This window comes from Ramlibacter sp. (genome assembly GCF_035627355.1).
Lineage (GTDB): Bacteria > Pseudomonadota > Gammaproteobacteria > Burkholderiales > Burkholderiaceae_C > Ramlibacter.
In genome coordinates this window covers 37,567-59,030 of sequence record NZ_DASPLW010000049.1, presented here as the reverse complement: position 1 = coordinate 59,030, position 21,464 = coordinate 37,567, and the positions used below count along the sequence as shown (strand labels likewise).

General features: G+C 70.1%; 19 protein-coding genes and 1 tRNA gene. 5 read left to right on the top strand and 15 right to left on the bottom strand.

The genetic code is table 11. The annotated features are described in order from the left end of the window. Nucleotides 1–8: 8 nt before the first annotated feature. The gene (locus tag VEC03_RS12605) at nucleotides 9–1,172 is read right to left on the bottom strand and encodes an efflux RND transporter periplasmic adaptor subunit (protein WP_324915697.1); all 1,164 of its coding nucleotides are present in this window, start codon (nucleotides 1,170–1,172) and stop codon (nucleotides 9–11) included. 93 nt (nucleotides 1,173–1,265) lie between these two features. On the opposite strand from VEC03_RS12605, the gene hpnC reads away from it, so the two are divergent. Genes hpnC through hpnE form a run of 3 tightly spaced genes read left to right on the top strand, consistent with a single transcriptional unit; the run spans nucleotide 1,266 to nucleotide 4,286 of the window. Then, nucleotides 1,266–2,114: a squalene synthase HpnC gene (gene hpnC / locus VEC03_RS12600; protein WP_324915695.1), complete on the top strand. Its 849-nt coding sequence runs from the start codon at nucleotides 1,266–1,268 to the stop codon at nucleotides 2,112–2,114. Between the two features lie 10 nt (nucleotides 2,115–2,124). Next, nucleotides 2,125–2,964: a presqualene diphosphate synthase HpnD gene (hpnD, locus tag VEC03_RS12595; protein ID WP_324915693.1), complete on the top strand. Its 840-nt coding sequence runs from the start codon at nucleotides 2,125–2,127 to the stop codon at nucleotides 2,962–2,964. After that, the gene (gene hpnE / locus VEC03_RS12590; RefSeq protein WP_324915691.1) at nucleotides 2,961–4,286 is read left to right on the top strand and encodes a hydroxysqualene dehydroxylase HpnE; all 1,326 of its coding nucleotides are present in this window, start codon (nucleotides 2,961–2,963) and stop codon (nucleotides 4,284–4,286) included. Before hpnD ends, hpnE begins: the two co-directional genes overlap by 4 nt. Here hpnE and VEC03_RS12585 read toward each other — a convergent pair. After that, a complete protein-coding gene (locus VEC03_RS12585; RefSeq protein WP_324915689.1) occupies nucleotides 4,249–4,941 on the bottom strand; it encodes an HAD family hydrolase in 693 nt (230 codons plus the stop codon). The two genes, hpnE and VEC03_RS12585, sit on opposite strands and share 38 nt — an antisense overlap. Before the next feature lie 18 nt (nucleotides 4,942–4,959). Between VEC03_RS12585 and hemH the strand changes: the two genes are divergently transcribed. Next, the gene (hemH, locus tag VEC03_RS12580) at nucleotides 4,960–6,096 is read left to right on the top strand and encodes a ferrochelatase (RefSeq protein ID WP_324915688.1); all 1,137 of its coding nucleotides are present in this window, start codon (nucleotides 4,960–4,962) and stop codon (nucleotides 6,094–6,096) included. A 29-nt stretch (nucleotides 6,097–6,125) separates the two neighbouring features. On the opposite strand, the gene VEC03_RS12575 is transcribed toward hemH, so the two are convergent. The 7 genes from VEC03_RS12575 to VEC03_RS12545 all read right to left on the bottom strand — a co-directional run bounded on the left by VEC03_RS12575 (nucleotide 6,126) and on the right by VEC03_RS12545 (nucleotide 13,751). After that, nucleotides 6,126–7,025 (bottom strand): alpha/beta hydrolase, encoded by a 900-nt coding sequence (locus VEC03_RS12575; protein WP_324915716.1) that lies wholly within the window; start codon nucleotides 7,023–7,025, stop codon nucleotides 6,126–6,128. Between the two features lie 76 nt (nucleotides 7,026–7,101). Beyond that, nucleotides 7,102–8,223, bottom strand: a complete 1,122-nt coding sequence (locus VEC03_RS12570) for a branched-chain amino acid ABC transporter permease (protein ID WP_324915686.1) — start codon at nucleotides 8,221–8,223, stop codon at nucleotides 7,102–7,104. A gap of 3 nt (nucleotides 8,224–8,226) precedes the next feature. Then, nucleotides 8,227–9,207, bottom strand: coding sequence for a branched-chain amino acid ABC transporter permease (locus VEC03_RS12565; protein WP_324915684.1), 981 nt, complete (start codon nucleotides 9,205–9,207; stop codon nucleotides 8,227–8,229). Further along, nucleotides 9,204–9,929 (bottom strand): ABC transporter ATP-binding protein, encoded by a 726-nt coding sequence (locus VEC03_RS12560; RefSeq protein WP_324915682.1) that lies wholly within the window; start codon nucleotides 9,927–9,929, stop codon nucleotides 9,204–9,206. The genes VEC03_RS12565 and VEC03_RS12560 overlap by 4 nt, the downstream gene beginning before the upstream one ends. 112 nt (nucleotides 9,930–10,041) lie before the next feature. Next, nucleotides 10,042–10,815: an ABC transporter ATP-binding protein gene (locus tag VEC03_RS12555; protein WP_414708493.1), complete on the bottom strand. Its 774-nt coding sequence runs from the start codon at nucleotides 10,813–10,815 to the stop codon at nucleotides 10,042–10,044. Nucleotides 10,816–10,918: 103 nt separating this feature from the next. Continuing rightward, the gene (locus VEC03_RS12550; RefSeq protein WP_324915680.1) at nucleotides 10,919–12,121 is read right to left on the bottom strand and encodes a substrate-binding domain-containing protein; all 1,203 of its coding nucleotides are present in this window, start codon (nucleotides 12,119–12,121) and stop codon (nucleotides 10,919–10,921) included. Nucleotides 12,122–12,272: 151 nt separating this feature from the next. Next, nucleotides 12,273–13,751 (bottom strand): sigma-54 interaction domain-containing protein, encoded by a 1,479-nt coding sequence (locus VEC03_RS12545; RefSeq protein ID WP_324915678.1) that lies wholly within the window; start codon nucleotides 13,749–13,751, stop codon nucleotides 12,273–12,275. A 75-nt stretch (nucleotides 13,752–13,826) separates the two neighbouring features. Here VEC03_RS12545 and VEC03_RS12540 point away from each other — a divergent pair, with 75 nt between their 5' ends. Beyond that, entirely contained in the window at nucleotides 13,827–14,249 is a 423-nt protein-coding gene (locus VEC03_RS12540) for an RNA-binding S4 domain-containing protein (RefSeq protein WP_324915676.1), read from the top strand. 6 nt (nucleotides 14,250–14,255) lie between these two features. Here VEC03_RS12540 and VEC03_RS12535 read toward each other — a convergent pair whose 3' ends face one another. From VEC03_RS12535 to VEC03_RS12510, 6 genes are all read right to left on the bottom strand, one after another. Next, nucleotides 14,256–14,897: an aspartate/glutamate racemase family protein gene (locus tag VEC03_RS12535; protein ID WP_324915674.1), complete on the bottom strand. Its 642-nt coding sequence runs from the start codon at nucleotides 14,895–14,897 to the stop codon at nucleotides 14,256–14,258. After that, nucleotides 14,894–17,473, bottom strand: coding sequence for a TRAP transporter permease (locus VEC03_RS12530; RefSeq protein ID WP_324915672.1), 2,580 nt, complete (start codon nucleotides 17,471–17,473; stop codon nucleotides 14,894–14,896). Before VEC03_RS12530 ends, VEC03_RS12535 begins: the two co-directional genes overlap by 4 nt. 70 nt (nucleotides 17,474–17,543) lie before the next feature. Continuing rightward, nucleotides 17,544–18,524, bottom strand: coding sequence for a TAXI family TRAP transporter solute-binding subunit (locus tag VEC03_RS12525; RefSeq protein ID WP_324915670.1), 981 nt, complete (start codon nucleotides 18,522–18,524; stop codon nucleotides 17,544–17,546). Nucleotides 18,525–18,549: 25 nt separating this feature from the next. After that, nucleotides 18,550–19,884 (bottom strand): aspartate aminotransferase family protein, encoded by a 1,335-nt coding sequence (locus VEC03_RS12520; protein WP_324915669.1) that lies wholly within the window; start codon nucleotides 19,882–19,884, stop codon nucleotides 18,550–18,552. A 75-nt stretch (nucleotides 19,885–19,959) separates the two neighbouring features. Next, nucleotides 19,960–20,052 (bottom strand) — tRNA-Ser (locus VEC03_RS12515). Between the two features lie 76 nt (nucleotides 20,053–20,128). Beyond that, a complete protein-coding gene (locus VEC03_RS12510; protein WP_324915667.1) occupies nucleotides 20,129–21,397 on the bottom strand; it encodes an aspartate kinase in 1,269 nt (422 codons plus the stop codon). Nucleotides 21,398–21,464: the final 67 nt, after the last annotated feature.

Genomic DNA, 21,464 nt, shown 5'->3' with positions numbered 1-21,464 from the left:
GGCCGGCCTCACCGAGCCGCGACCGGCTGCACGGCCGTGGCCTGCACCACGCCCGACTGCGGCGCCTCAGGCGCCCGAGCGGTGCCCACGCGCTCGTCGAAGATGCGCACCTTCTGGCCCGGCGCGAGCACGTGCACGCCGGCCGACACGACCAGCATCCCGGGTTCCAGCCCGGCGGCGACCACGGCCTCGTTGCCGTCGGCCGTGGCGATCTGCACCGGCTGCGAGCGCACCGTCATGCTGGCGCGGTCCACCACCCACACGGCACTGCCCTGCCCTTGCTGCCGCAGCGCGCTGGTGGGCAGCTTGATCACGGGCGCGCTGTCCGGCGCCAGCGCCTGGGGCGACACGTAGGCGGTCGACCCCAGCGGCGGCTGGCTGCCGGCCGGCAGCGCCACCTTCACGGCGTAGGTGCGCGTGACCGGGTCGGCGCTGGCCGCCACTTCACGCACCTGTCCCTGGGTCGAGCCGCCGCCCGCCCACAGGCGCACGGTGACGGCCGAGCCGGGCCGGATCGCGGCCACCCGGTCCTCCGGCACCGAGAACACCACGTCGCGCGGGCCGTCCCGCGCGATGCGTACCACCGGGACGCCGGCGCCGACGACCTGCCCCGGTTCCGCCTCGATGCCCGTGATCACGCCGGCGGCGTCGGCCGAGAGGCTGGCATAGCGGGCCTGGTTGGCCTGTGCGGCGAGCTGGGCCTGGGCCTGGTCCAGTTGCGCCTGGGCCGCCTGGAGCGAGGCTTCGCGGCGCTGCAGTTCCGCCCCGCTGATGAAGTTCTGGTCCTTCAGCGCCGCGAAGCGCTTGAAGTCGGCCGCCGCGAGGTCGCGCTGTGTGCTCGCGGCAGCGACCTGGGCCCGGGCCGCATCGGCCGCCAGCCGGAAATCCTGCGCGTCCAGCTGGGCCAGCAACTGGCCGGGGCGCACCCGCTGGCCCAGTTCCACCGGCCGCTGGACGATCTTGCCGCCGACGCGGAAGCCCAGGCGCGACTCGATCTGCGGCCGGACTTCGCCGGCGAACTCGTGCGAGGCGGCCATGGCACTGGTGCCCACCGTGACGACCTTGACCGACCGCACCGGCTCGGGGGCCGGCTGGGTCCTGGAACAGGCGGCGAGCGCGGCGACGAGCAACAGGGGCGCGAGCCGCCAGGGGGAAGCGGGTGGCTGGGTCATGGGACGGGAGGGAGAGGGAGGAAGAGTTAATGACTGACCGGTTAGTAATCTAATGGCAGGGGACGGGCGCTGTCAAGGCGAGAATCTCGGCCCGTGACCGCCAACCCATCCGCCCGGCCCGTCGACCACTACGAGAACTTCCCGGTCGCCTCCTGGCTCTGCCCGCCCCGCCTGCGACCCGCCGTGGCGGCGATCTACTGGTTCGCCCGCACCGCCGACGACCTGGCCGACGAGGGCGATGCGCCGGCGGCGCAGCGGTTGGCGGACTTGGCCGCCTACCGCGCCGACCTGGCCGCGGCGGCGCAGCAGGGAGCGCCCTCGGCGCGCTGGCCCCAGGTGTTCGGGCCGCTGGCGGACGCCATCGCCGGCTGGTGCCTTCCCCTGCCCCTGCTGCAGGACCTGCTCACGGCCTTCGAGCAGGACGTGGCGAAGACGCGCGACGGGGCCGGCTACCGCGATCGGGACGAGCTGCTGGACTACTGCCGGCACTCGGCCAATCCGGTCGGTCGCCTCATGCTGCACCTGTACGAGGTCCACGACCCGCGGTCGCAGGCGCAGAGCGACGCGATCTGCACGGCCTTGCAGTTGATCAACTTCTGGCAGGACCTCGGGCAGGACCTGGCGCGTGGGCGCCGCTACCTGCCCGAATCGGATTGCCGCGCGCACGGCGTCGATCCAGTTGCGCCGGCCGCGGCCGCGCCCGACCGGCGCCGGGCCCTGGTGCGGCAGCAATGCGAATGGGCGCGCGGCCTGATGCTCACCGGCAGCCCGCTGGTGCATCGCGTGCCGGGCCGCGCGGGCTGGGAACTGCGGGGTGTCGTCCAGGGTGGCCTGCGCATCCTGGACCGGATCGAGGCCCTGGGCTTCGACACCTTCACGAGCCGGCCGAAGCTACGGGCGTTCGACGTACCCCTGATCGCGATCCGCATGGTGCGGATGTGACAATCGCCGGATGACCCCCGATCAATACGTCCAGGAGAAGGCGGCAGCGTCGGGCAGCAGCTTCTACTACGCCTTCCTGTTCCTGCCCAAGCGGCGCCGTGCGGCGATCACCGCGTTCTATGCGTTCTGCCGCGAGGTGGACGACGTGGTCGACGAGGTGCAGGACCCCGGCGTGGCGCAGACCAAGCTGGCCTGGTGGCGAGGCGAAGTCACGCGCGCCTTCGCCGGCGATCCGCAGCACCCGGCCCTGCGCGCGCTGATGCCGCTGGCGGCCGAATTCGGCATCGAGGAGCGCCACCTGCAGGCGGTCATCGAAGGCTGCCGCATGGACCTGGAGCAGACCCGCTTCATGGACTTCACCGCGCTGCAGCGCTACTGCCACCTGGTGGCCGGCATCGTGGGCGAGGTGTCCGCGCGGATCTTCGGCCAGCAGGACCCGGCGACCACCGCCTATGCGCACCGCCTCGGGCTGGCCTTCCAGCTCACCAACATCATCCGCGACGTCGGCGAGGATGCGATGCGCGGGCGCGTCTACCTGCCCGTGGACGAACTGCAGCAGTTCGGCGTGCAGGCACAGGAGCTCGGCAAGCGGCAGTACTCGGATCGCTTCAGCGCCCTCATGCGCTTCCAGGCCGAGCGCGCCCACCGGCTGTACGACGAGGCGCTGGCCCTGCTGCCGCCGGCGGACCGGCGCAGCCAGAAGCCGGGGCTGATGATGGCCAGCATCTACCGCACGCTGCTGCGCGAGATCGAGGCCGACGATTTCCGCGTGCTGCACCAGCGCATCAGCCTCACGCCGATCCGCAAGTTCTGGCTGGCCTGGAAGGTCCAGGCGCTGGGCCGGATGTGAGCCCGGGCCGCCAGCGCCTGGCCGTCGTCGGCGCCGGCTGGGCCGGCTTGGCCGCCGCCGTGGCGGCCACCCGCGCCGGCCTCGCCGTCACCGTGTTCGAAGCGACGCGGCAGCTCGGTGGCCGCGCCCGCAGCCTGGAAGTGGACCTGCCCGGCGGCGAGCGCGCCACGCTGGACAACGGCCAGCACATCCTGATCGGCGCCTACCGCGACACGCTCGCCTTGATGCGAGAGGTGGGCGTGCAACTGGAGCAGGTGCTGCACCGACTGCCGCTGACCCTGCAACGCCCCGACGGCCAGGGCTTGTCCCTGCCGGCCTGGCCGGCGCCGCTCGATGCGGCCTGGGGCATCCTGCGCGCACGCGGCTGGACCACGGGCGACAAGCTGTCGCTGCTGTCGCACGCCACGCGCTGGCGGCTGCGCGGGTTCCAGTGCCCGGCCGACTGGACGGTGCTGCGCCTGTGCCAAGGGCTGAGCCCCAGGGTGCTGCGCGACTTGGTCGAGCCCCTGTGCGTGGCCGCCCTCAACCTGCCCGCCGCCCGCGCCGATGCCCGCGTGTTCCTGCGCGTCGTGCGCGACGGCCTGTTCGGCCCGCCGCAGCAGGGCTGGGGGGCTTCCAACCTGCTGATCCCGTGCGCAGACCTGGGCCAGGTGTTTCCCGACGCCGCGGGGCGCTGGCTGGCGCAGGCCGGCGCCGAGCTGCGGCTGGGCGCCCGCGTGCAGTCGCTGCGGGCGCAGGACGGACGCTGGCAGGTCGATGGCGAGCCGTTCGATGCGGTGGTGCTGGCCTGCCCGGGCTGGGAAGCCCGGCGGCTGGTCGCGACCAGCGGCGTGCCGGCCGCCGACTGGCTGACGGCCGCGCAGGGGCTGGGCCACGAGCCGATCGCCACCGTCTATGCCACGGGCGGGCCGCGGCTGCCCCTGCCCATGCTGGCGCTGGAGACGCGTGTGGACCAGCCGGCGCAGTTCGTCTTCGATCGTTCGCAACTGGGCGGCCCTGCGGGCGTGCTGGCCTTCGTGGTCAGCGCCAGCGAGGCCGATGCGCGCGAGGTGGAACGCCAGGTGCTGGCGCAGGCCCTCGCGCTCGGCTGGCCGGTCCGGCCGCTCAAGACCGTGGTGGAGAAGCGCGCGACCTTCGCCTGCGTGCCGGCCCTGCGGCGGCCCGGCATGGCCATCGCACCCGGCCTGCTGGCCTGCGGCGACTACGTGGACGGGCCCTACCCGGCCACCCTGGAAGGCGCGGTCCGCTCGGCGCTCGAGGCCATCGAGGCGCTGGACGCCGGCCTCAGGCCAGCAGGTCGCACAGCTGCGACAGCGTGCTGACGGTCGCGTGCGGCTGCTGCTCGTGCGGCCAGGGGTTGTCGGCGCGATTGACCCACACCGCCTGCATGCCGGCGTTGAGCGCGCCCACCACGTCCAGCGTGGCGTCGTCGCCCACGTGCAGGACCTCGCCGGGCTGCACGTCGACCGCACCCGCGGCCGCATGGAAGATGCGCGGATCGGGCTTGCCGACGCCGAACTCGCGCGCCGTCACCGCCGCGCGGAAGTACTCCGAGAGGCCGATGCGCCGCAGGTCGGCGTTGCCGTTGGACAGGCTGACCAGCGGATAGCGCCGCGACAGCTCCGCCAGCGCCGGGAGCACGTCGCCGAACAGCTCCACCTGCTGGCGCGCGTCGAAGAAGGCCGCGAAGGCGGCATCGGCCAGCAGCGGGTCCTCGCCGGCCCGGTACAGCGCCAGCCGGATCGATTCGCGCCGCAGGGAGCTGAGGTCGTGCCGCAGCTCGGGGCGCTGCTCCGCCACCCGCTGGCGGATCTCGGTGATGGCGGCCGGGCTGGAGAACAGGGCGGCGGCCATCGGCGCATGCTCCACCATCCACTGGTGCAGCACCTTCTCGGCACGCTCAATCGTGGGCCAGATCGGCCACAGGGTGTCATCGAGGTCCAGGCTGATCGCCCGGACCCTTCGGGTATCCAGCATGCAGGCGAGAATAACCGGATGCCCCTTTCTTCGCGCTTTCGCACCGAGCCCCCGGCCATGCCGGGCGGCGCGTCCGGCACCGGGGTGCTGCTGTGCAACCTGGGGACGCCGGAGCAGCCGACCGCCGCGGCCGTGCGCAGCTACCTGCGCGAGTTCCTGTCCGATCCCCGGGTGGTCGAGATCCCCCGCGCGGCGTGGCTGCCCTTGCTGTATGGCGTGATCCTGCCGCTGCGGCCGGCGAAGTCGGCGGCCAAGTACGCCAGCATCTGGACCAACGAGGGATCGCCCCTGAAGGTGTGGACCGAACGCCAGGCCAGGCTGCTGCAAGGCTGGCTGGGCGAAGCGGGGCATGCGGTGAAGGTGCGCTACGCCATGCGCTATGGGCGCCCGTCCATCGCTGCGCAGCTCGATGCCCTCAAGGCCGAGGGCGTCGGCCGCATCCTGGTGCTGTGCGCCTATCCGCAGTATTCGGGCACCACCACCGCCAGCGTGCTGGACGCGGTCGGCGGGTGGGCGGCGCGCACGCGCCACGTGCCCGAACTGCGCTTCGTGACGCGCTTCTTCGACGATGCGGGCTACATCGATGCGCTGGCGGCGCGCATCCAGGCCTACTGGCGCGAGAACGGCAAGCCGAACCACTTCGTCATGAGCTTCCACGGCGTGCCCGAGCGGACGATCCGGCTCGGCGATCCCTACGCTGCCGAGTGCCGGCAGACGGCGCGGCTGCTGGCGCGCCGCCTGGGGCTGGCCGAGGCGGCCTACACCGTCAGCTTCCAGTCCCGGTTCGGGCGTGCCCGATGGCTGGAGCCCTACACCGAACCGACCCTGCGCGCGCTGGGACGCAAGGGCGTGGAGCGGGTGGACGTCGCCTGCCCCGGCTTCGTCGCCGATTGCCTGGAGACGCTGGAGGAGATCGCGCAGGAGGGCCGCCACGCCTTCCTGGGCTCGGGCGGCAAGGCCTTCCACTACATCCCCTGCCTCGATGCGCAGCCGGAATGGATCCGGGCGCTGGGGGAACTCACGGCGCGACACCTGGCCGGCTGGCCGACCTTGCGCGCGCCCTCGACGGTTTCGGCGGCCTCTACGTCCCCGACGGTATCCCCGCATGTTCCCTCGTCATCCCCCGCGAAGGCGGGGGATCCGGCGGACGCCTAGCTTCGCCCGAGGGAGCCCGGCGGCGGGCCCTACGCCGGCGCCAACTGGGCCGACTGGGCCGCGCGCTCGGCCTCGTCGATGAAGCCGGCCACCAGTTCCAGCTGCTCCGGCACGTTCAGCGCCGGCGCGTGGCCGCAGCCCGGCACTTCGACCACGCGCAGTTGCCCGCGCACGCCGGGCCCGCGGCGCTGCATCTCCTCGACGGCATCGGGCAGCACCAGGTCGGACTCCGCGCCGCGCAGGCACAGCACCGGCGCCTCGATCGCATCCCAGTGGGACCAGGTCTCGTAGTCGTTCGGGTGGTCGATGAACTGGCGCACCATGGCCGGGTCGTAGTGCGGCGTCACCCGCCCGTCCGGCAGCCGGCGGGTGGAGGTTTCGGTCAGGCGCCGCCACTGGGCGTCGCTCAGCCAGCCGTAGGGCTTGTAGACCTGCCGGAAGAAGGCCTCCAGTTCCGCCATCGTGCCGAACGACGGCGGGTTGCCGGCGTACTGCTTGATCCGCTCCAGCGCCGCCGGCGCCAGCCGCGGCGCGTTGTCGTTGAGGACCAGGCTGCGGATGCGCCCCTTCATGCTGGGCAGCACCAGGCCGCCGGCGCAGACGGTGCCGATCGCGCCGCCCATGGAGGTGCCGACCCAGTGGGCGGCAGCGATGTCCAGTTGCCTGAACAGGTCGCCCGCCAGCTGCGCGTAGAAGGCCAGCGTGTACTCCGACTGCGGGTGCGGGCTCCATTGCGAGAACCCGCGGCCCAGGGTGTCCGGGCAGATCACGCGGTAGCGCGTCGCCAGGTGCTCGGCCAGTTCGTCCATGTCGCGCCCGGTGCGCGCCAGCCCATGCCAGGCAATGACGGTGCTGCCGTGCTGCGAGCCCCACTCCATGTAGTGGATCTCGCGACCGGCGCAGGTGACGTAGTTCGAGCTCGGGCCCATGTCGGCGACGCCTTTCATGCGTGAAGGAATTGGTTGGGGACAGGGCACTCGCTGCGCTCGTGGTCAGTCCCCAAGGTCATTGATCAAGCGCGGGGGTCTGGCGCGGCTGACCCGTCGGCGGCCGCGGCTGCGGCGGCCGCGGCTTGATCGAGCGCAGCTTGCCCACGATGCCGGTCGGGAAGTAGTAGACCGACAGCACGAACAGCAGGCCCAGCCACAGCAGCCAGCGGTCCGGCGACAGCAGCGCGGACAGCCAGGGCAACCCGGAGGTGGCCTCGCTGGCCAGCCGCAGCAGGTCCTGCAGGTAGCTCTGGGCCACCACGAACAGGGCCGAGCCGATCACGGCGCCGTAGATGGTGCCCATGCCGCCGATCACCACGATCAGCAGCACGTCCAGCATGATCTCGAAGGACAGCGAGGTGTCCGGACCGTTGTAGCGCAGCCAGATCGCCAGCATGGCGCCCGCCAGGGTCGCGAACAGCGCGGAGAGGATGGCCGAGGCGGTGCGGTACACGACCACCCGGTAGCCGATCGCCTCGGCGCGGAACTCGTTCTCGCGAATCGCCTGGGTGACCCGGCCGAACGGCGAGTTCACGATGCGCAGCATGGCCAGTATCAGCACCACGGCGACCACGAACAGCAGGTAGTAGGCCAGCAGGCGGCCGTCGAGGTCGACGCCGAACAGCGGGGTCGAGGACAGCTCGAAGCTGGGCTGCAGCTGCGGCGGCACCTTGAAGGTCAGGCCGTCCTCGCCACCGGTGAACTCCGACAGCTGCGACGCCAGGGTCTGGAAGGCGGCGGCGAAGGCCAGCGTGATCATCGAGAAGAAGATCGCGCGCACCCGCAGCGAGAACAGCCCGATGGCCAGCGCCAGCACGAAGGACAGCACCAGCGCGCAACCGATGCCGACCGCCAGCGCGGTCCAGTTGGCGCCCATGCGCGTCAACGAGATCGCCACCCCGTAGGCGCCGATGCCGAAGAACATGGTGTGGGCGAAGCTGACGATGCCGGTGTACCCCAGCAGCAGGTCGAAGCTGGCGACGAGCACGATGAACACCAGCACCTTGGCAGCCACGTTCAGGGCCTTGACGCCGGGCACCAGGAAGGGCGTGAAGGCCAGGGCCAGCACGATGGCCACCAGCAGCACGGCGAGCACCCGGCTGCGCGGCAGGTCATGGGACAGCAGTCGGTTCAGCATGGCCTACCTGCTCAGCGCGTAGACGCCCTGCGGCCGCCACAGCAGGATGGCCATCATCAGGACGATGTTGGAGAACAGCGCCGCCTTGGGCACCAGGAAGCCGGTGTAGTTGGCCATCAGGCCCACCAGCAGCGCGCCGATCAGCGCGCCGGTGGTGGAACCCAGCCCGCCGATGATCAGCACGATGAAGATCAGCACGTTGACCTGCGCGCCCATCTGCGGGATCACGTTCTGCTGGTACAGGCCCCACATCACGCCGCCCAGCCCGGCCAGTGCGCTGCCGACCACGAACACGCCCACGAACAGGATGCTGATGCGGTAGCCCAGCGACTCCACCATCTCGCGGTCCTGCACGCCGGCGCGGATCAGCAGGCCGATCTTGGTGCGGGTCAGCGTCCACAGCAGCACCGCGAACACCAGCAGGCCGACGATCACCGCCAGCAGCCGGTACTTCTCGACCGCGGCATCGCCCAGGTAGTAGGAGCCGCGCAGGCCCTCGGGCAGCGGCAGCGGGATCTGCAGCGGGCCCCAGATCACCTTGATCAGCTCCTCGCCGATGATCATCCCGCCCATGGTGATCAGGATCTGCTTGAGGTGGTTGCCGTACACCGGGCGCACGATGAAGCGCTCGAAGGCCAGCCCCACCGCGGCCGCCACCAGCATCGCGACCACCATGGCCGGCAGCACCGCCAGCAGGTTGGTCCACAGGCTGCCCGAGGCCGTGTAGTCGGCCATCGCGCCGAGCACGCTGGTGGCGACGAAGGCGCCCAGCGCGATGAACACGCCATGGCCGAAGTTCAGCACGTCCATCAGTCCGAACACCAGCGTCAGTCCGGAGGCGATGATGAAGATGATCATGCCCATCGCCAGCCCGGCCACCGTGAGCGTGACCCAGGTCGACGACGAGCCGATGAAGGGCAGCACCAGCAGCGCCAGCAGCGGCACCAGCGCCAGCGGCTTCCAGTCGAGATCGAGCTTGTTCATAGCGCCAGCCCCAGCAGCGAATGCTGCAGTTCCTCGTCCTCGGCCAGGTCCTTCATGGCCCCGGCGTGGACGATGCGTCCGTTGTCCATCACGGCCACCGTGTCGCCCAGCCGCTTGGCGAAGTTGAAGTTCTGCTCGACCAGCAGGATGGTCACGCCGCTGGCCTTGAGCTGGCCGAAGGCGTCGATCATGTTGTTGATGATGGCCGGCGCCAGGCCCTTGCTGGGCTCGTCGATCACCAGCAGCTCGCGCGGCTCCACGATGGCGCGCGACACCGCCAGCATCTGCTTCTGCCCGCCCGAGAGCTTGCCGGCCGGGTGGTTCCAGAACTTCTCCACCGCCGGGAACAGCGAGAAGATCCACTGCAGCCGGGCGTCGTCGATCTGCGCCGTCGTCTTGGCGCCGCGCGCCGCCAGCAGCATGTTCTCGCGCACCGTCAGGTCGGCGAAGATGCCCATGTTCTCCGGCACGTAGGCCACGCCCAGGCTGGCGATCTGCGGCGTCGGCAGCGCCGTGATGTCGCGCCCGCCCAGCGTGATCTTCCCGGCGGAGGCCTTCCACAGGCCCATGATGGTCCGCAGCGTGGTCGTCTTGCCGGCCCCGTTGCGGCCGAGCAGCATGGTCAGCTGCCCGCGCGGCACGGCGAGGTCCACGCCATGCAGGATGTGGTACGCCCCGATGTGGGTGTGGACGCCTTCGAGGGTGAGCAGGTTGTCGCTCATGGCATTTCTCCTTCCCCCTTTGGGGGAAGGCCGGGATGGGGGCATTCGGAGGCGGGGCGTGCCCCCACCCCAACCCTCCCCCAGAGGGGGAGGGAGCAAGACAGGGTTGGCTTCATGCTGCAGCTTCCTTGCTGACGCCGAGGTAAGCCTCTTGCACCACGGGCGAGGCGATGACTTCGGAAGGCTCGCCATCCGCTACCAGCGTGCCGTTGTGCAGCACGATGATGCGGTCCGCCAGCTCGCGCACCACGTCCATCTTGTGCTCCACCAGCAGGATGGTCTTGCTGCGGTCGGCCTTCAGGCGGCGGATCAGGTCCAGGATCACCGGCGCCTCGGCGTGGTTCATCCCCGCCGTCGGCTCGTCGAACATGTAGACCTGCGGCTCCAGCGCCATCAGCAGCGCCACCTCCAGCTTGCGCTGGTCTCCGTGCGGCAGGCTGGCCACCAGCTCGTGCTCCTTGTCCTTGAGCGCGATGGATTCCAGGATCTCGTCGGCCCGCTGCGTCAGCGCGGCGTGGTCGCTCCACACGCTCCAGAGGTTCAGGCCGCGGCGGTGCTTGCCGTCGCGCGTGGCCTGCACCGCCAGCCGCACGTTCTCCAGCACCGACAGGCGCGGGAACAGGTTGGTGAGCTGGAAGGCGCGGCCGAGTCCGGCGCGGGTGCGCTGCGAGGCCGATTCGCCCGACAGGTCGCGCCCGCCCAGCGTCACCGTGCCGCTGGTGGCCTTGAGCTGGCCGGAGATCAGGTTGAAGTAGGTGGTCTTGCCGGCGCCGTTCGGGCCCACGATGGCGGTCAGCGTGCCCGGCTCGAAGGAGCAGGTGACGCCGTTGACCGCGACGTGGCCGCCGAAGCGCACCGTCAGGTCCTGGGTGGCAAGCAGGCTCATGGTGTTCCGGGTGAGCGAAGCCCCGCCCCGTGCGCGGCCGCCGGGCTTCTCGCGAATCGCTCCAGGGGGTCCGGGCGGCATGCCGCCGCCCGGCGGCAGCCGCTTACTTGGCGTTGCCGTTGCGGATCGGGATGTTCATTTCGGAAGGCTTGATCTCCTTCACGAGCTGCAGCTGCACCTCGGGGCCCGGCTTGGCGTTCGGGTCCACCTTGAAGTGGTACATGGACTGCATGGCCTGGTGGTCCTCCTTGCGGAAGGTCATCGGGCCCTTGGGCGTGTCGAAGGTCATGCCTTCCATCGCCGCGATCAGCTTGTTGGTGTTGGTGTCGCCGCTGGTCTTCTTCAGCGCGCTGACCAGGGCCATGCCGGCGGAGAAGCCACCCGCGGTGAAGAAGTCGGGCGGGCTGTTGAAGCGCTTCTGGTGCTCCTTGACGAGCCAGTCGTTGGCCTCGTTCTTCGGGAACTTGTAGTAGTAGTAGCTGGCGCCTTCCATGCCCGGGAAGTTGTTGTACGCCGCCATGGCCGGCAGGATGTTGCCGCCGGTGGCGATCTCGATGCCGTAGCGCTTGAGGTCCATGTCGGCGATCTTGAACGGGTTGCCGGCGCCGGCCCAGACGATCCAGATCACCTTGCGGCCAGGCTTGTCCTTGAGCGCGTCGATCAGGCGCTGCGCACCGGCGGTGAAGTCGGTGGTGGTGGCCGGCAGGTATTCCTCGTGGACGATCTTGGCGGTCTTGATCGCTTCCTTGAACGCCTTGACGCCGTCGCGGCCGAAGGCGTAGTCCTGCGCCAGGGTGGCGATGGTCACCCCGGGCTTGTCCAGCGCCACGGCGTTGGAGATCGCGTCCTGGGAGCTGTTGCGGCCGGTGCGGAAGATGTACTTGTTCCACTTCTCGCCGGTGATCGCGTCGGCCACGGCGGGCTCGACCAGCAGGATCTTCTTGTATTCCTCGGCCACCGGCAGCAGTGCCAGCGCGACGCCGGAAGAGCTCGGGCCGACGGCGATGTCGGCCTTGTCGTCGGAGTAGGCGGTGGCGAGCAGCGACTTGCCGAGGTCCGGCTTGCCCTGGTCGTCCTTCTCGATCACGGTCAGCTTGCGGCCGTTGACGGCCATGCTGCCCTGGGTGGCGAACTCCAGGCCCATCAGCAGGCCGGCCTGGGTCTGCTTGCCGTAGGCCTCCAGCGGGCCGGTGCGGCTGTAGACGTGGGCGATCTTGATGTCGCCGCCCGACTGCGCCAGCGCCATGGGCGCGGACAGGGTGGTGGCGGCGAGCGCGGCGAGCGCGACCAGGGTACGACGTTGCATGCGTTTGTCTCCTGCGAGGAAAAGGAAGGGAATGGGAACGCGACGGTCCTGCTTGCACATCGCGTGCCAGCGGCAAGTCCTTGATTTGCGGGCCAGTTTAGCCTTTGATGCCGTCGATTGACTGGATATCGTACAAACAATTGTCCGACATTCAGGCAATTGCCTTGTTTTCAGACAGCTGCGCCAGGCGCTCATAGAGCTTGGCCCGGGAGATACCCAGCAAACGGGCGGCGGCCAGCTTGTTGCCGCCGGTGGCCGCCATCGCCGCCGCGATGGCGGCGCGCTCCACCTCCGCCACCTGGTCGGCCAACGGCCGCAGCCGGCGGCTGTCGGGTCCGGGTTGCGGCAACGTGGGCACGGCCACGACAGGCGGCGCCACGATGCTCTCCACGCCTGCGTCGCGCAGCACCTGCTCCAGGTGGGCGGCCTCGATGCGCTGCGACTCGCTGCGCATGGCGGCCTGCTCCAGCACGTTGCGCAGTTCGCGGATGTTGCCGGGCCAGGACTGGGCGGCCAGCAGCGCCATCGCCTCGGCACTGAGCTCCGGCGGCGCCATGCCGTTGCGCAGCGCCATGTCCTCGCCCAGCGCCTCCACCAGCGCCGGCACGTCGGAGCGGCGCTCGCGCAGCGGCGGCACCCGGATCGGCAGCACGTTGAGCCGGTAGTACAGGTCCTCGCGGAACCGGCCCTCGCGCACCAGCGCACCCAGGTCGCGCGAGGTCGCGGCGATCACGCGGGCATCGAAGGGCACCACCTTGTTGGAGCCCAGCGGCTCGATCTCGCCTTCCTGCAGCGCGCGCAGCAGCTTGGGCTGCAGGCTGGGCGGCATGTCGCCGATCTCGTCCAGGAACAGCGTGCCGCCGTCGGCCAGCTTGAACTTGCCGTCGCGGCCCTTGCGGTCGGCACCGGTGTAGGCGCCGGCCGCGACGCCGAAGAACTCGGCCTCCAGCAGCGTGTCGGGCACCGCGGCGATGTTCACGCTGACGAAGGGGCCGTTGGCGCGCGCCGAGCCGGCGTGGATGGCGTGGGCCAGCAGTTCCTTGCCGGTCCCCGTCTCGCCCAGCAGCAGCACCGGGCTGGAGGAACCCGCGGCGCGGCGCGCCTGCCGCTTGACTTCCACCGCCGCGGCACTGGAACCCAGGAAACTGCCCAGGGTGTACTTGGTGCGGCGCTGGGTCGCCAGCTCGCGCCGGGCGTCGTCCAGGTCGCGCTGCAGGTGGGCAAACTTCTGGATCAGCGGCTGCAGCGTGGTCTCGGGGTGGTCGAACAGCACGATCCCCAGCGCGCCGATCACCTGTCCGGCTTCGTCGCGCAGCGGGATGCGGCTGACCACGAAGGTGCCGGCGCGGTTGGACAGCAGGTCGATCAGGATGGGCTTTCCGGTGCGGATCACCCGGTCCATCAGGGTGTTGTGCACCACCTGCGAAACCGGGTGGCCGAGGAAGTCCTCCACCCGCTCGAAGCCCAGCGCCGGCAGGAAGCGCTTGTACTGCTCGTTGATCCAGACCACGCGCTCGTCGCGGTCCACCAGCATCATGCCTTCGCTGGCATTGGCGAACAGGTCGAACATCGACCGCGCCGCCAGCTCCAGGATGCGCTGGCCGTCGAGCGGCAGGGAGTCGTCTTTCATGCGGAGGATGGTAGCTCCGGAGATGGCGGATCCGGCTTCCGTCACGGCCGGGCAGGCGCACCGCACAATGCGCGCATGGACAGGTTGCGGATCGACAAGTGGCTGTGGAGTGCGCGCTTCTACAAGACGCGCTCGCTGGCGGCCGAGGAGATCGGCAAGGGCCGCGTGTCGGTGAACGGGCAGGAGGCCAAGCCGGCGCGCGAGGTGAAGGTGGGCGATACCGTCGCCATGCGCCGGGATGCGGTCACGCGCACCGTGGTGGTCAGGGGGCTGTCCGGCATGCGCGGACCGGCGCCGGTCGCCCAGCAGCTCTACGAGGAAACGCCGGAGAGCCTGCAGGCACGCGAGCAGGCGGCCCAGCAGCGCCGGCTGGCGCGCGAGCCCGCCCTGTCGATCGAGCATGGCCGCCCGACCAAGCGCGGCCGGCGCGAACTGGACGAAGTCCGCCGCGGCGGCTGGGGCGACCGGTGGAGCGCGTCGATCGACGACGACGAGTGAGGGCTGCTAGGCGCCCAGCCGGCGGCGCAGTTCCGCCACCGCGCTGTGCACCGTGGTGAGCACCGGCACGCCGCAGCGCGCCGCCACGGCGTCGCGGGCGCGGGCCAGGCTGAACTGCGCCAGCGCGATGGCCGTGCAGCCCTCCTCGACCAGCTGCTGTGCCGCCGCCGCCACGCGTTCGTCGTGGCGATCGCCCTCGCCCACATCCAGCGCCGCCAGGGCGCCCTCCGCCAGGCGGGTGCGCAGGTCCAGCTGCGGTGGGAACTCCGCCGGCATGGACGCCAGCGTGGGCGCGAAGCTGGCCACCAGGCCGATGCGACCGCCCAGCGCTGCCGCCTCGGCCACCATCGCCTCGTTGGGCTTGAGCACCGGCACCTGCGGGTGCGCGCGCGCCACCGCCTCGATGCACGGACCGAAGGCCGAGCAGGTGAACAGGATGGCATCGCTGCCACAGTCCAGTGCGTACGAGGCCAGGCGGGCGAAGCGCTGGTGCATGGCCGCGTCCAGCGTGCCGGCGCGGGCCAGGTCGGCCGACAGGCTGTCGTCCAGCAGGTTCATGCGCAGTGCCTGCGGCCAGTCACGGGCCAGCGCGTCGTTGATCGGCGCGACCGAATGCGCCAGTGCGTGGATCAGGGCAAGACGGGTCATGCCGGCTGCACCCGTCGCGGCGCCAGCCGCAGCCCCTGCACGAACCACACCAGCGCGACCAGCAGCAGGCCCGGCAGGTAGAACCAGTGCGGCGTCGGCCGGTCCAGCGGCACCTTGACCGCCGACACGTCCCAGCCCTGCTCGATGCCGGCCTTGCGGGCCACCGAGCCGAAGCGCACCGAACCGACCTGCACTTCCTGGCCCAGCGGCACCAGTTGCAGGCCGGCATCGGCCAGCCGCTTGCGCCCGTCCGCGCCGGCGGCGCCGAGCCGCACGGCCACCGTCTTGGTCACGTCGTCGCCCTCCAGCGTGGTGCCCTTGATCACCATCACCAGTCGGCCGTTGTCCGGCAGCCCGCGGGCGACGTCGAACACCTGCCCGGCCGGCACGTCACGGTACTCGGGACTGATCTGGTCCATGAAGAAGTCGGGGCGGAACAGCAGCACCACGGCCAGCGCCAGCAGCAGGTTCTCCCACCAGCGGCTGCGCACCCGGAACCAGTTCATGGTGATGGCCGCGAACACCAGCATGGCCACCGTGCAGGCGACCACGACGCTGAGCAGTTCCCACCAGCCGTCCACGTCGATCAGCAGCAGTTGCGGGTTGAAGATCCAGATGAAGGGCAGGACCACGGTGCGCAGCGCATAGAGCGCGCCCTGCACGCCGGTCTCGATGGCGTCCTCGCCGGAGATGGCGGCCGCGGCGAAGGTGGCCAACCCCACCGGTGGCGTGATGTCGCCCATGATCCCGTAATAGAAGACGAACAGGTGCACGCCGATCAGCGGGATCACCAGCCCGCTCTGGGCCCCCAGTTCCACCACCACCGGCGCCATCAGCGTGGCGACCAGCACGTAGTTGGCGGTGGTGGGCACGCCCAGGCCCAGCACCAGGCAGACGAAGGCGATGAACAGCAGCATCGCGATCACGTTGCCCTGCGACACGAAGTCCACGAACTCGGTCATGCGCAGGCCCAGGCCGGTGAGCGTGATGCCGCCGACGATGATGCCGGCCGTCGCCGTGGCGATGCCGATGCCGATCATGTTGCGGGCGCCGTCGTGGAAGCCTCCGACCACGTCCTGCCAGCCGGCCAGCCACGCGCCGGCCGCGGGCTGCCGGCGCAGCAGCTTGACCAGCGGACGCTGTGTCAGCATCAGCGCGACCAGCACCGTGATCGCCCAGAACGCCGACAGCGATGGCGACATCTGCTCCACCATCAGGCACCAGATCAGGGTGCCGATCGGGATCAGGTAGTGCAGGCCGGCGCGCACCGTGGGCCAGGTGTCCAGCGGCTTCGGGTTGTCGACGTCGATGTCCTCCGGCAGGTCGGGGCAGCGCGCCGCCTCGCGGATGGAATAGAGGTACAGCGCCGCCAGCAGCGCCCCCACGCCCCAGAGCGCGGCGTCACCCAGCAGCGACTGGATGGCGACCATCACGTAGTAGATGGCCGCCACCACGATGATGCTGCCGGACAACCCGATGCCGGTGCGCAGCAGCTTGTCGCGCACCGGCCGCGGCTCGCGACGCACGAGCGGGTTCATGCCCATCTTCAGCGCCTCGAGGTGGACGATGTAGAACAGGCCGATGTAGGACAGCACGGCCGGCAGCAGCGCGTGCTTGACGATGTCGGAATACGGGATGCCGACGTACTCCACCATCAGGAAGGCCGCAGCACCCATCACCGGCGGCATGATCTGGCCGTTGACCGAGCTCATGGTCTCTATGGCGCCGGCCTTGACGCCGCCGTAGCCGGACTTCTTCATTAGCGGGATGGTGAAGATGCCGCCGGACACCACGTTGGACACCGAGGAGCCGGAGATCATCCCGTTCAGCGCCGACGACACCACGGCCACCTTGGCCGGGCCGCCGCGCATGTGGCCCAGCGCCGCGAAGCTCACCTGCATCATGTAGTTGCCGCCGCCGCCCCGGTCGAGCAGCGCGCCGAACAGCACGTACACGAAGATCGCGCTGGTGGACACGCCCAGCGCGATGCCGTACACGCCCTCGGTGGTCAGCCACATGTGCGACATCAGGCGGCTGACCGAGGCGCCCTTGTGCTGCAGCACCTCGGGCATCCACGGCCCGGCCATGGCGTAGCCGATGAACAGCGCCGCCAGCACGGCCATCGGCCAGCCGACCGCGCGCCGCGTGGCCTCCAGCAACAGCACCAGCCCGACGACGGAAGTGACCAGGTCCATCGTCGTCGGTTGCCCCGGGCGGGTGGCCAGCTGGGCATAGAACAGAAGCAGGTAGGCACCGGCGAAGGCCCCGGCCAGCGCCAGCAGCCAGTCGAGCACGGGAACCCGGTTGCGCGGCGAACGGCGCGTGGCCGGCCAGGCCAGGAAGGCCAGGAACATCGAGAAGGCCAGGTGGATGGCGCGGGCCTCGGTGTCGTTCAGCACGCCCCAGCCCAGCGCGAAGGGCAGCGGCGAGGCGTACCAGTACTGGAACACCGCCCACGCCAGCGCCGTGCCGGTGATCACCAGCGCGGTGACGCCGGCGGGCTTGCGCCCGCCGGCGTCGGTGTCCGCCACCAGTTCCTGCAGGGCCTGCGGCGCTTTCTCGATGTCGGTGGCCATGCTCTCGTTCTCCTCGTGCAACAAAAAAGGGCGAAGTGCCCTTCGCCCTTGTCCGCGTGGGGCGCGATCCTTACTGGACCCAGCCCTTTTCCTTGTAGTAGCGCACCGCGCCCTCGTGCAGCGGGGCGGACAGGCCGTCCTTGACCATGTTCTCCGGCTTCAGGTGCGCCAGCGCCGGGTGCAGCTTCTTGAACTCCTCGAAGTTGTCGAACACCGCCTTGACCATCTGGTAGACCGTGTCGGCCGGGGTCTTGGCGGACGCGACCACCGTGGCCAGCACGCCGTAGGTCTGCGTCGGGTCGGGGTTGTTCGGGTACAGGCCGCCCGGGATGGTCGCCTTGGCGTAGTACGGCTTGTCAGCCACCAGCTTGTCGACCGCCGGACCCGTGATCGAGACCAGCTTGGCGCCGCAGGTGGTGGTCGGGTCCTGGATGTTGGCGCTCGGGTGGCCAACGGCATAGAAGAAGCCGTCGATCTTGCCGTCGCACAGGGCCGGGCCGTGCTCGTCGGCCTTGAGTTCGGAGGCGAGCGAAAAGTCGCTCATCTTCCAGCCCATGGCGGCCATCAGCTCCTCCATCGAGGCGCGCGTGCCCGAGCCGGGGTTGCCGACGTTGAAGCGCTTGCCCTTGAGGTCGTTCAGGGTCTTGGCGTTCACTTCCTTGCGCGCCACCACGGTGAACGGCTCCGGGTGCACCGAGAACACCGCGCGCAAGTCGCCGTAGGCGCCCGCATCCTTGAACTGCGTCACGCCCTTGTAGGCGTTGAACTGCACGTCGCTCTGGGCGAAGCCGAGGTCGAGCTCGCCGGCCTTGATGGTGTTGACGTTGAACACCGAGCCGCCGGTGGATTCGACCGAGCAGCGGATGCCGTGCTTGGCGCGGTCCTTGTTGACCAGCCGGCAGATGGCGCCGCCCGCGGCGTAGTACACGCCGGTGACGCCACCGGTGCCGATGGTGACGAACTTCTGCTGCGCGATGGCGGGGGCGCTGAACAGCGCCGCCGTCACGGCCGCGCAGCCGGCCAGTGTCGGGACCAGGTTCTTCAGACGCATGGGGATGGCTCCTTGTGGTTGGTTTTCAGATGGAAGCGATCGCGGCCTCGAGCGCGGCTTGCAGCCGTTGCGCGACGAGACCCAACTCGGATTCACTGGCGATGAAAGGGGGTGCCAGCAAAACGTGATCACCATAGTGGCCGTCCACCGTGCCGCCCATCGGGTAAACCATCAAGCCGTGTGCCATGGCCTGCTTCTTGAGTCGCGCATGCAACTTGAGCGCCGGATCGAACGGTGTCTTGCTGTCGCGTTCGCGCACCAGCTCGACGCCCCAGAACAGGCCCCGGCCGCGGATGTCGCCCACGTGCGGGTGCGCGCCCAAGGTCTCCTGCAGCAGGCCGTGCAGGAACTCGCCGCGACGGCGCACCTGCTCGAGCAACCCGTCGCGTGCGATCACCTGCTGCACGGCCAGCGCGGCCGCGCAAGCCACCGGATGGCCGAGGTAGGTGTGGCCGTGCTGGAAGAAGCCGGAGCCGCCGGACATCGCCTCGACGATGCGCCGCTGGGCCAGCACGGCGCCGATCGGCTGGTAGCCGCCGCCCAGACCCTTGGCAATGGTGATCAGGTCGGGCACCACGCCCTCCTGCTCGCAGGCGTGCAGCGTGCCCGTGCGGCCCATGCCGCACATGACCTCGTCCAGGATCAGCAGCACGCCGTGGCGGTCGCAGACCTCCCGCACGGCCTTGAAGTAGCCGGGCACCGGCGTCAGCACGCCGGCCGTGGCGCCGCCCACCGTCTCGGCAATGAAGGCGATGACCTGGTCCGGGCCGATGCGCAGGATCGCTGCTTCCAGCTCGCGCGCCAGCCGCTGGCCGTACTGCTCGGGCGTCTCGCCGGCCTGCAGCTCGCGATACGGATAGCACGGCGACACGTGCGTGGCCGGCATCAGGATGGGGGCGAAGGGCTCGCGCCGCCAGGCATTGCCGCCCACCGCCAGCGCGCCCAGCGTGTTGCCGTGGTAGCTCTGCCGCCGGGCGATGAAATGGCTGCGCTGCGGCTGCCCGATCTCGAGGAAGTACTGCCGCGCCATCTTCAGCGCCGCCTCGACCGCCTCTGAGCCGCCGCTGACGAAATAGGCATGGCTGGTGCCGGCCGGGGCGGTGCGGACCAGCTCGTGCGCCAGCTCCTCGGCCACGTCGGTGGTGAAGAAGCTGGTGTGCGCATAGGCCAGCTGGTCGGTCTGCGCGTGCATGGCCGCCAGCACGTCGGGATGACCGTGCCCCAGGCAGGACACCGCCGCGCCACCGGAGGCGTCGAGGTAGCGGCGGCCTTCCCGGTCGGTGATCCACACGCCCTGGCCCGAGACGGCGACGGGCGGCAGGTGGTGCAGGTGGCGGTGAAAGACGTGCGTGTCGGCCATGGCGCTTCCGATCGGTCCGGCGCAGCCGGGTGGCTGCCAAAGAGCGAAGCCCGCCAGGGGCGGGCTTGCTGTCGCTGGCGGAGACGGAGGGATTCGAACCCTCGATGCGGCTCTACACCGCATACTCCCTTAGCAGGGGAGCACCTTCGGCCTCTCGGTCACGTCTCCAGCGAGGGGCAATTATGCCCCAAGCATGCACTCTTCCATTGGCGCGCCATGGCCCGTTCAGGCCGGCGGTCCGCGCTCAGGCCGGCGGCGTGTCGAGGTCGAAGGCGCGGTGCAGCGCGCGCACCGCCAGTTCCATGTACTTCTCGTCGATCACCACCGAGGTCTTGATCTCGCTGGTGGAGATCATCTGGATGTTGATGCCTTCCTCGGACAGGGCGCGGAACATCTTGCTGGCCACGCCGACGTGGCTGCGCATGCCGATGCCGACGATGCTCACCTTGCAGATGCGGGTGTCGCCCTCCAGCCGGTCGGTGCCCAGCGTGGGCAGCACCTTGGTCTTGAGCAGGTCCATCGTGCGCGCATAGTCGTTGCGGTTCACGGTGAAGCTGAAGTCGGTCTTGCCGTCCTTGGAGATGTTCTGGATGATGACGTCGACCTCGATGTTGGCGCCCGCCACGGCGCCCAGGATGTTGTAGGCGATGCCCGGCCGGTCGGGCACGCCCAGGATCGACACCTTGGCCTCGTCGCGGTTGAAGGCGATGCCGGAAACGACGGCTTTTTCCATTTGTTCGTCTTCCTCGAAAGTGATCAGGGTGCCGGACTTGGCCTCTTCCTCGAGCGGGATGTCCCAGGGGGTGAAACTCGACAGCACGCGCAGCGGCACCTTGTACTTGCCGGCGAACTCGACCGAGCGGATCTGCAGCACCTTGGAGCCGAGCGACGCCATCTCCAGCATCTCCTCGAAGCTCACGCTGCGCAAGCGGCGCGCCTCCGGCACCACGCGCGGGTCGGTGGTGTAGACGCCGTCGACGTCGGTGTAGATCAGGCATTCGGCGGCCTTCATCGCCGCCGCGATGGCCACCGCCGAGGTATCGCTGCCGCCGCGGCCCAGCGTGGTGATGTTGCCGTCCGGGTCCACGCCCTGGAAGCCGGTGATGATCACCACCTTGCCGGCGTCGAGGTCGGCGCGCACGCGGCGGTCGTCGATCGAGTCGATGCGGGCCTTGGTGTAGGCGTTGCTGGTGCGGATCGGCACCTGCCAGCCGGCATAGCTGACGGCCTGCACGCCTTCGGCCTGCAGCGCGATCGACAGCAGGCCGACCGAGACCTGCTCGCCGGTGGAGCCCAGCATGTCCAGCTCGCGCAGGTAGGCGTCGGTCGGCTGGGCCGGTGCCAGTTCCTTCGCCAGCCCGAGCAGCCGGTTGGTCTCGCCGCTCATGGCGCTGGGCACCACCACCATCTGGTGGCCGGCCCGCGCCCACTTGGCGACCCGCTTCGCGACGTTGCGGATGCGCTCGGTCGAGCCCATCGACGTGCCGCCGTACTTGTGAACGATCAATGCCATGGAAGGTGCGACGAAGGAAGCGGAGCCGCGGGCTGTACGCCGGGTGCGCCGCTTGGGGAAAACCCGG

Coding starts and splice junctions, on each gene's coding strand:
- VEC03_RS12540 (WP_324915676.1), top strand. CDS start 13,827: ATGGACAGGTTGCGGATCGACAAGTGGCTGTGGAGTGCGCGCTTCTAC.
- VEC03_RS12525 (WP_324915670.1), bottom strand. CDS start 18,524: ATGCGTCTGAAGAACCTGGTCCCGACACTGGCCGGCTGCGCGGCCGTG.
- VEC03_RS12520 (WP_324915669.1), bottom strand. CDS start 19,884: ATGGCCGACACGCACGTCTTTCACCGCCACCTGCACCACCTGCCGCCC.
- VEC03_RS12585 (WP_324915689.1), bottom strand. CDS start 4,941: ATGCTGGATACCCGAAGGGTCCGGGCGATCAGCCTGGACCTCGATGAC.
- VEC03_RS12555 (WP_414708493.1), bottom strand. CDS start 10,815: ATGAGCCTGCTTGCCACCCAGGACCTGACGGTGCGCTTCGGCGGCCAC.
- hpnD (WP_324915693.1), top strand. CDS start 2,125: ATGACCCCCGATCAATACGTCCAGGAGAAGGCGGCAGCGTCGGGCAGC.
- VEC03_RS12605 (WP_324915697.1), bottom strand. CDS start 1,172: ATGACCCAGCCACCCGCTTCCCCCTGGCGGCTCGCGCCCCTGTTGCTC.
- VEC03_RS12565 (WP_324915684.1), bottom strand. CDS start 9,207: ATGAACAAGCTCGATCTCGACTGGAAGCCGCTGGCGCTGGTGCCGCTG.
- VEC03_RS12575 (WP_324915716.1), bottom strand. CDS start 7,025: ATGGGCCCGAGCTCGAACTACGTCACCTGCGCCGGTCGCGAGATCCAC.
- VEC03_RS12560 (WP_324915682.1), bottom strand. CDS start 9,929: ATGAGCGACAACCTGCTCACCCTCGAAGGCGTCCACACCCACATCGGG.
- hemH (WP_324915688.1), top strand. CDS start 4,960: ATGCCCCTTTCTTCGCGCTTTCGCACCGAGCCCCCGGCCATGCCGGGC.
- VEC03_RS12545 (WP_324915678.1), bottom strand. CDS start 13,751: ATGAAAGACGACTCCCTGCCGCTCGACGGCCAGCGCATCCTGGAGCTG.
- VEC03_RS12530 (WP_324915672.1), bottom strand. CDS start 17,473: ATGGCCACCGACATCGAGAAAGCGCCGCAGGCCCTGCAGGAACTGGTG.
- VEC03_RS12550 (WP_324915680.1), bottom strand. CDS start 12,121: ATGCAACGTCGTACCCTGGTCGCGCTCGCCGCGCTCGCCGCCACCACC.
- VEC03_RS12535 (WP_324915674.1), bottom strand. CDS start 14,897: ATGACCCGTCTTGCCCTGATCCACGCACTGGCGCATTCGGTCGCGCCG.
- VEC03_RS12510 (WP_324915667.1), bottom strand. CDS start 21,397: ATGGCATTGATCGTTCACAAGTACGGCGGCACGTCGATGGGCTCGACC.
- VEC03_RS12570 (WP_324915686.1), bottom strand. CDS start 8,223: ATGCTGAACCGACTGCTGTCCCATGACCTGCCGCGCAGCCGGGTGCTC.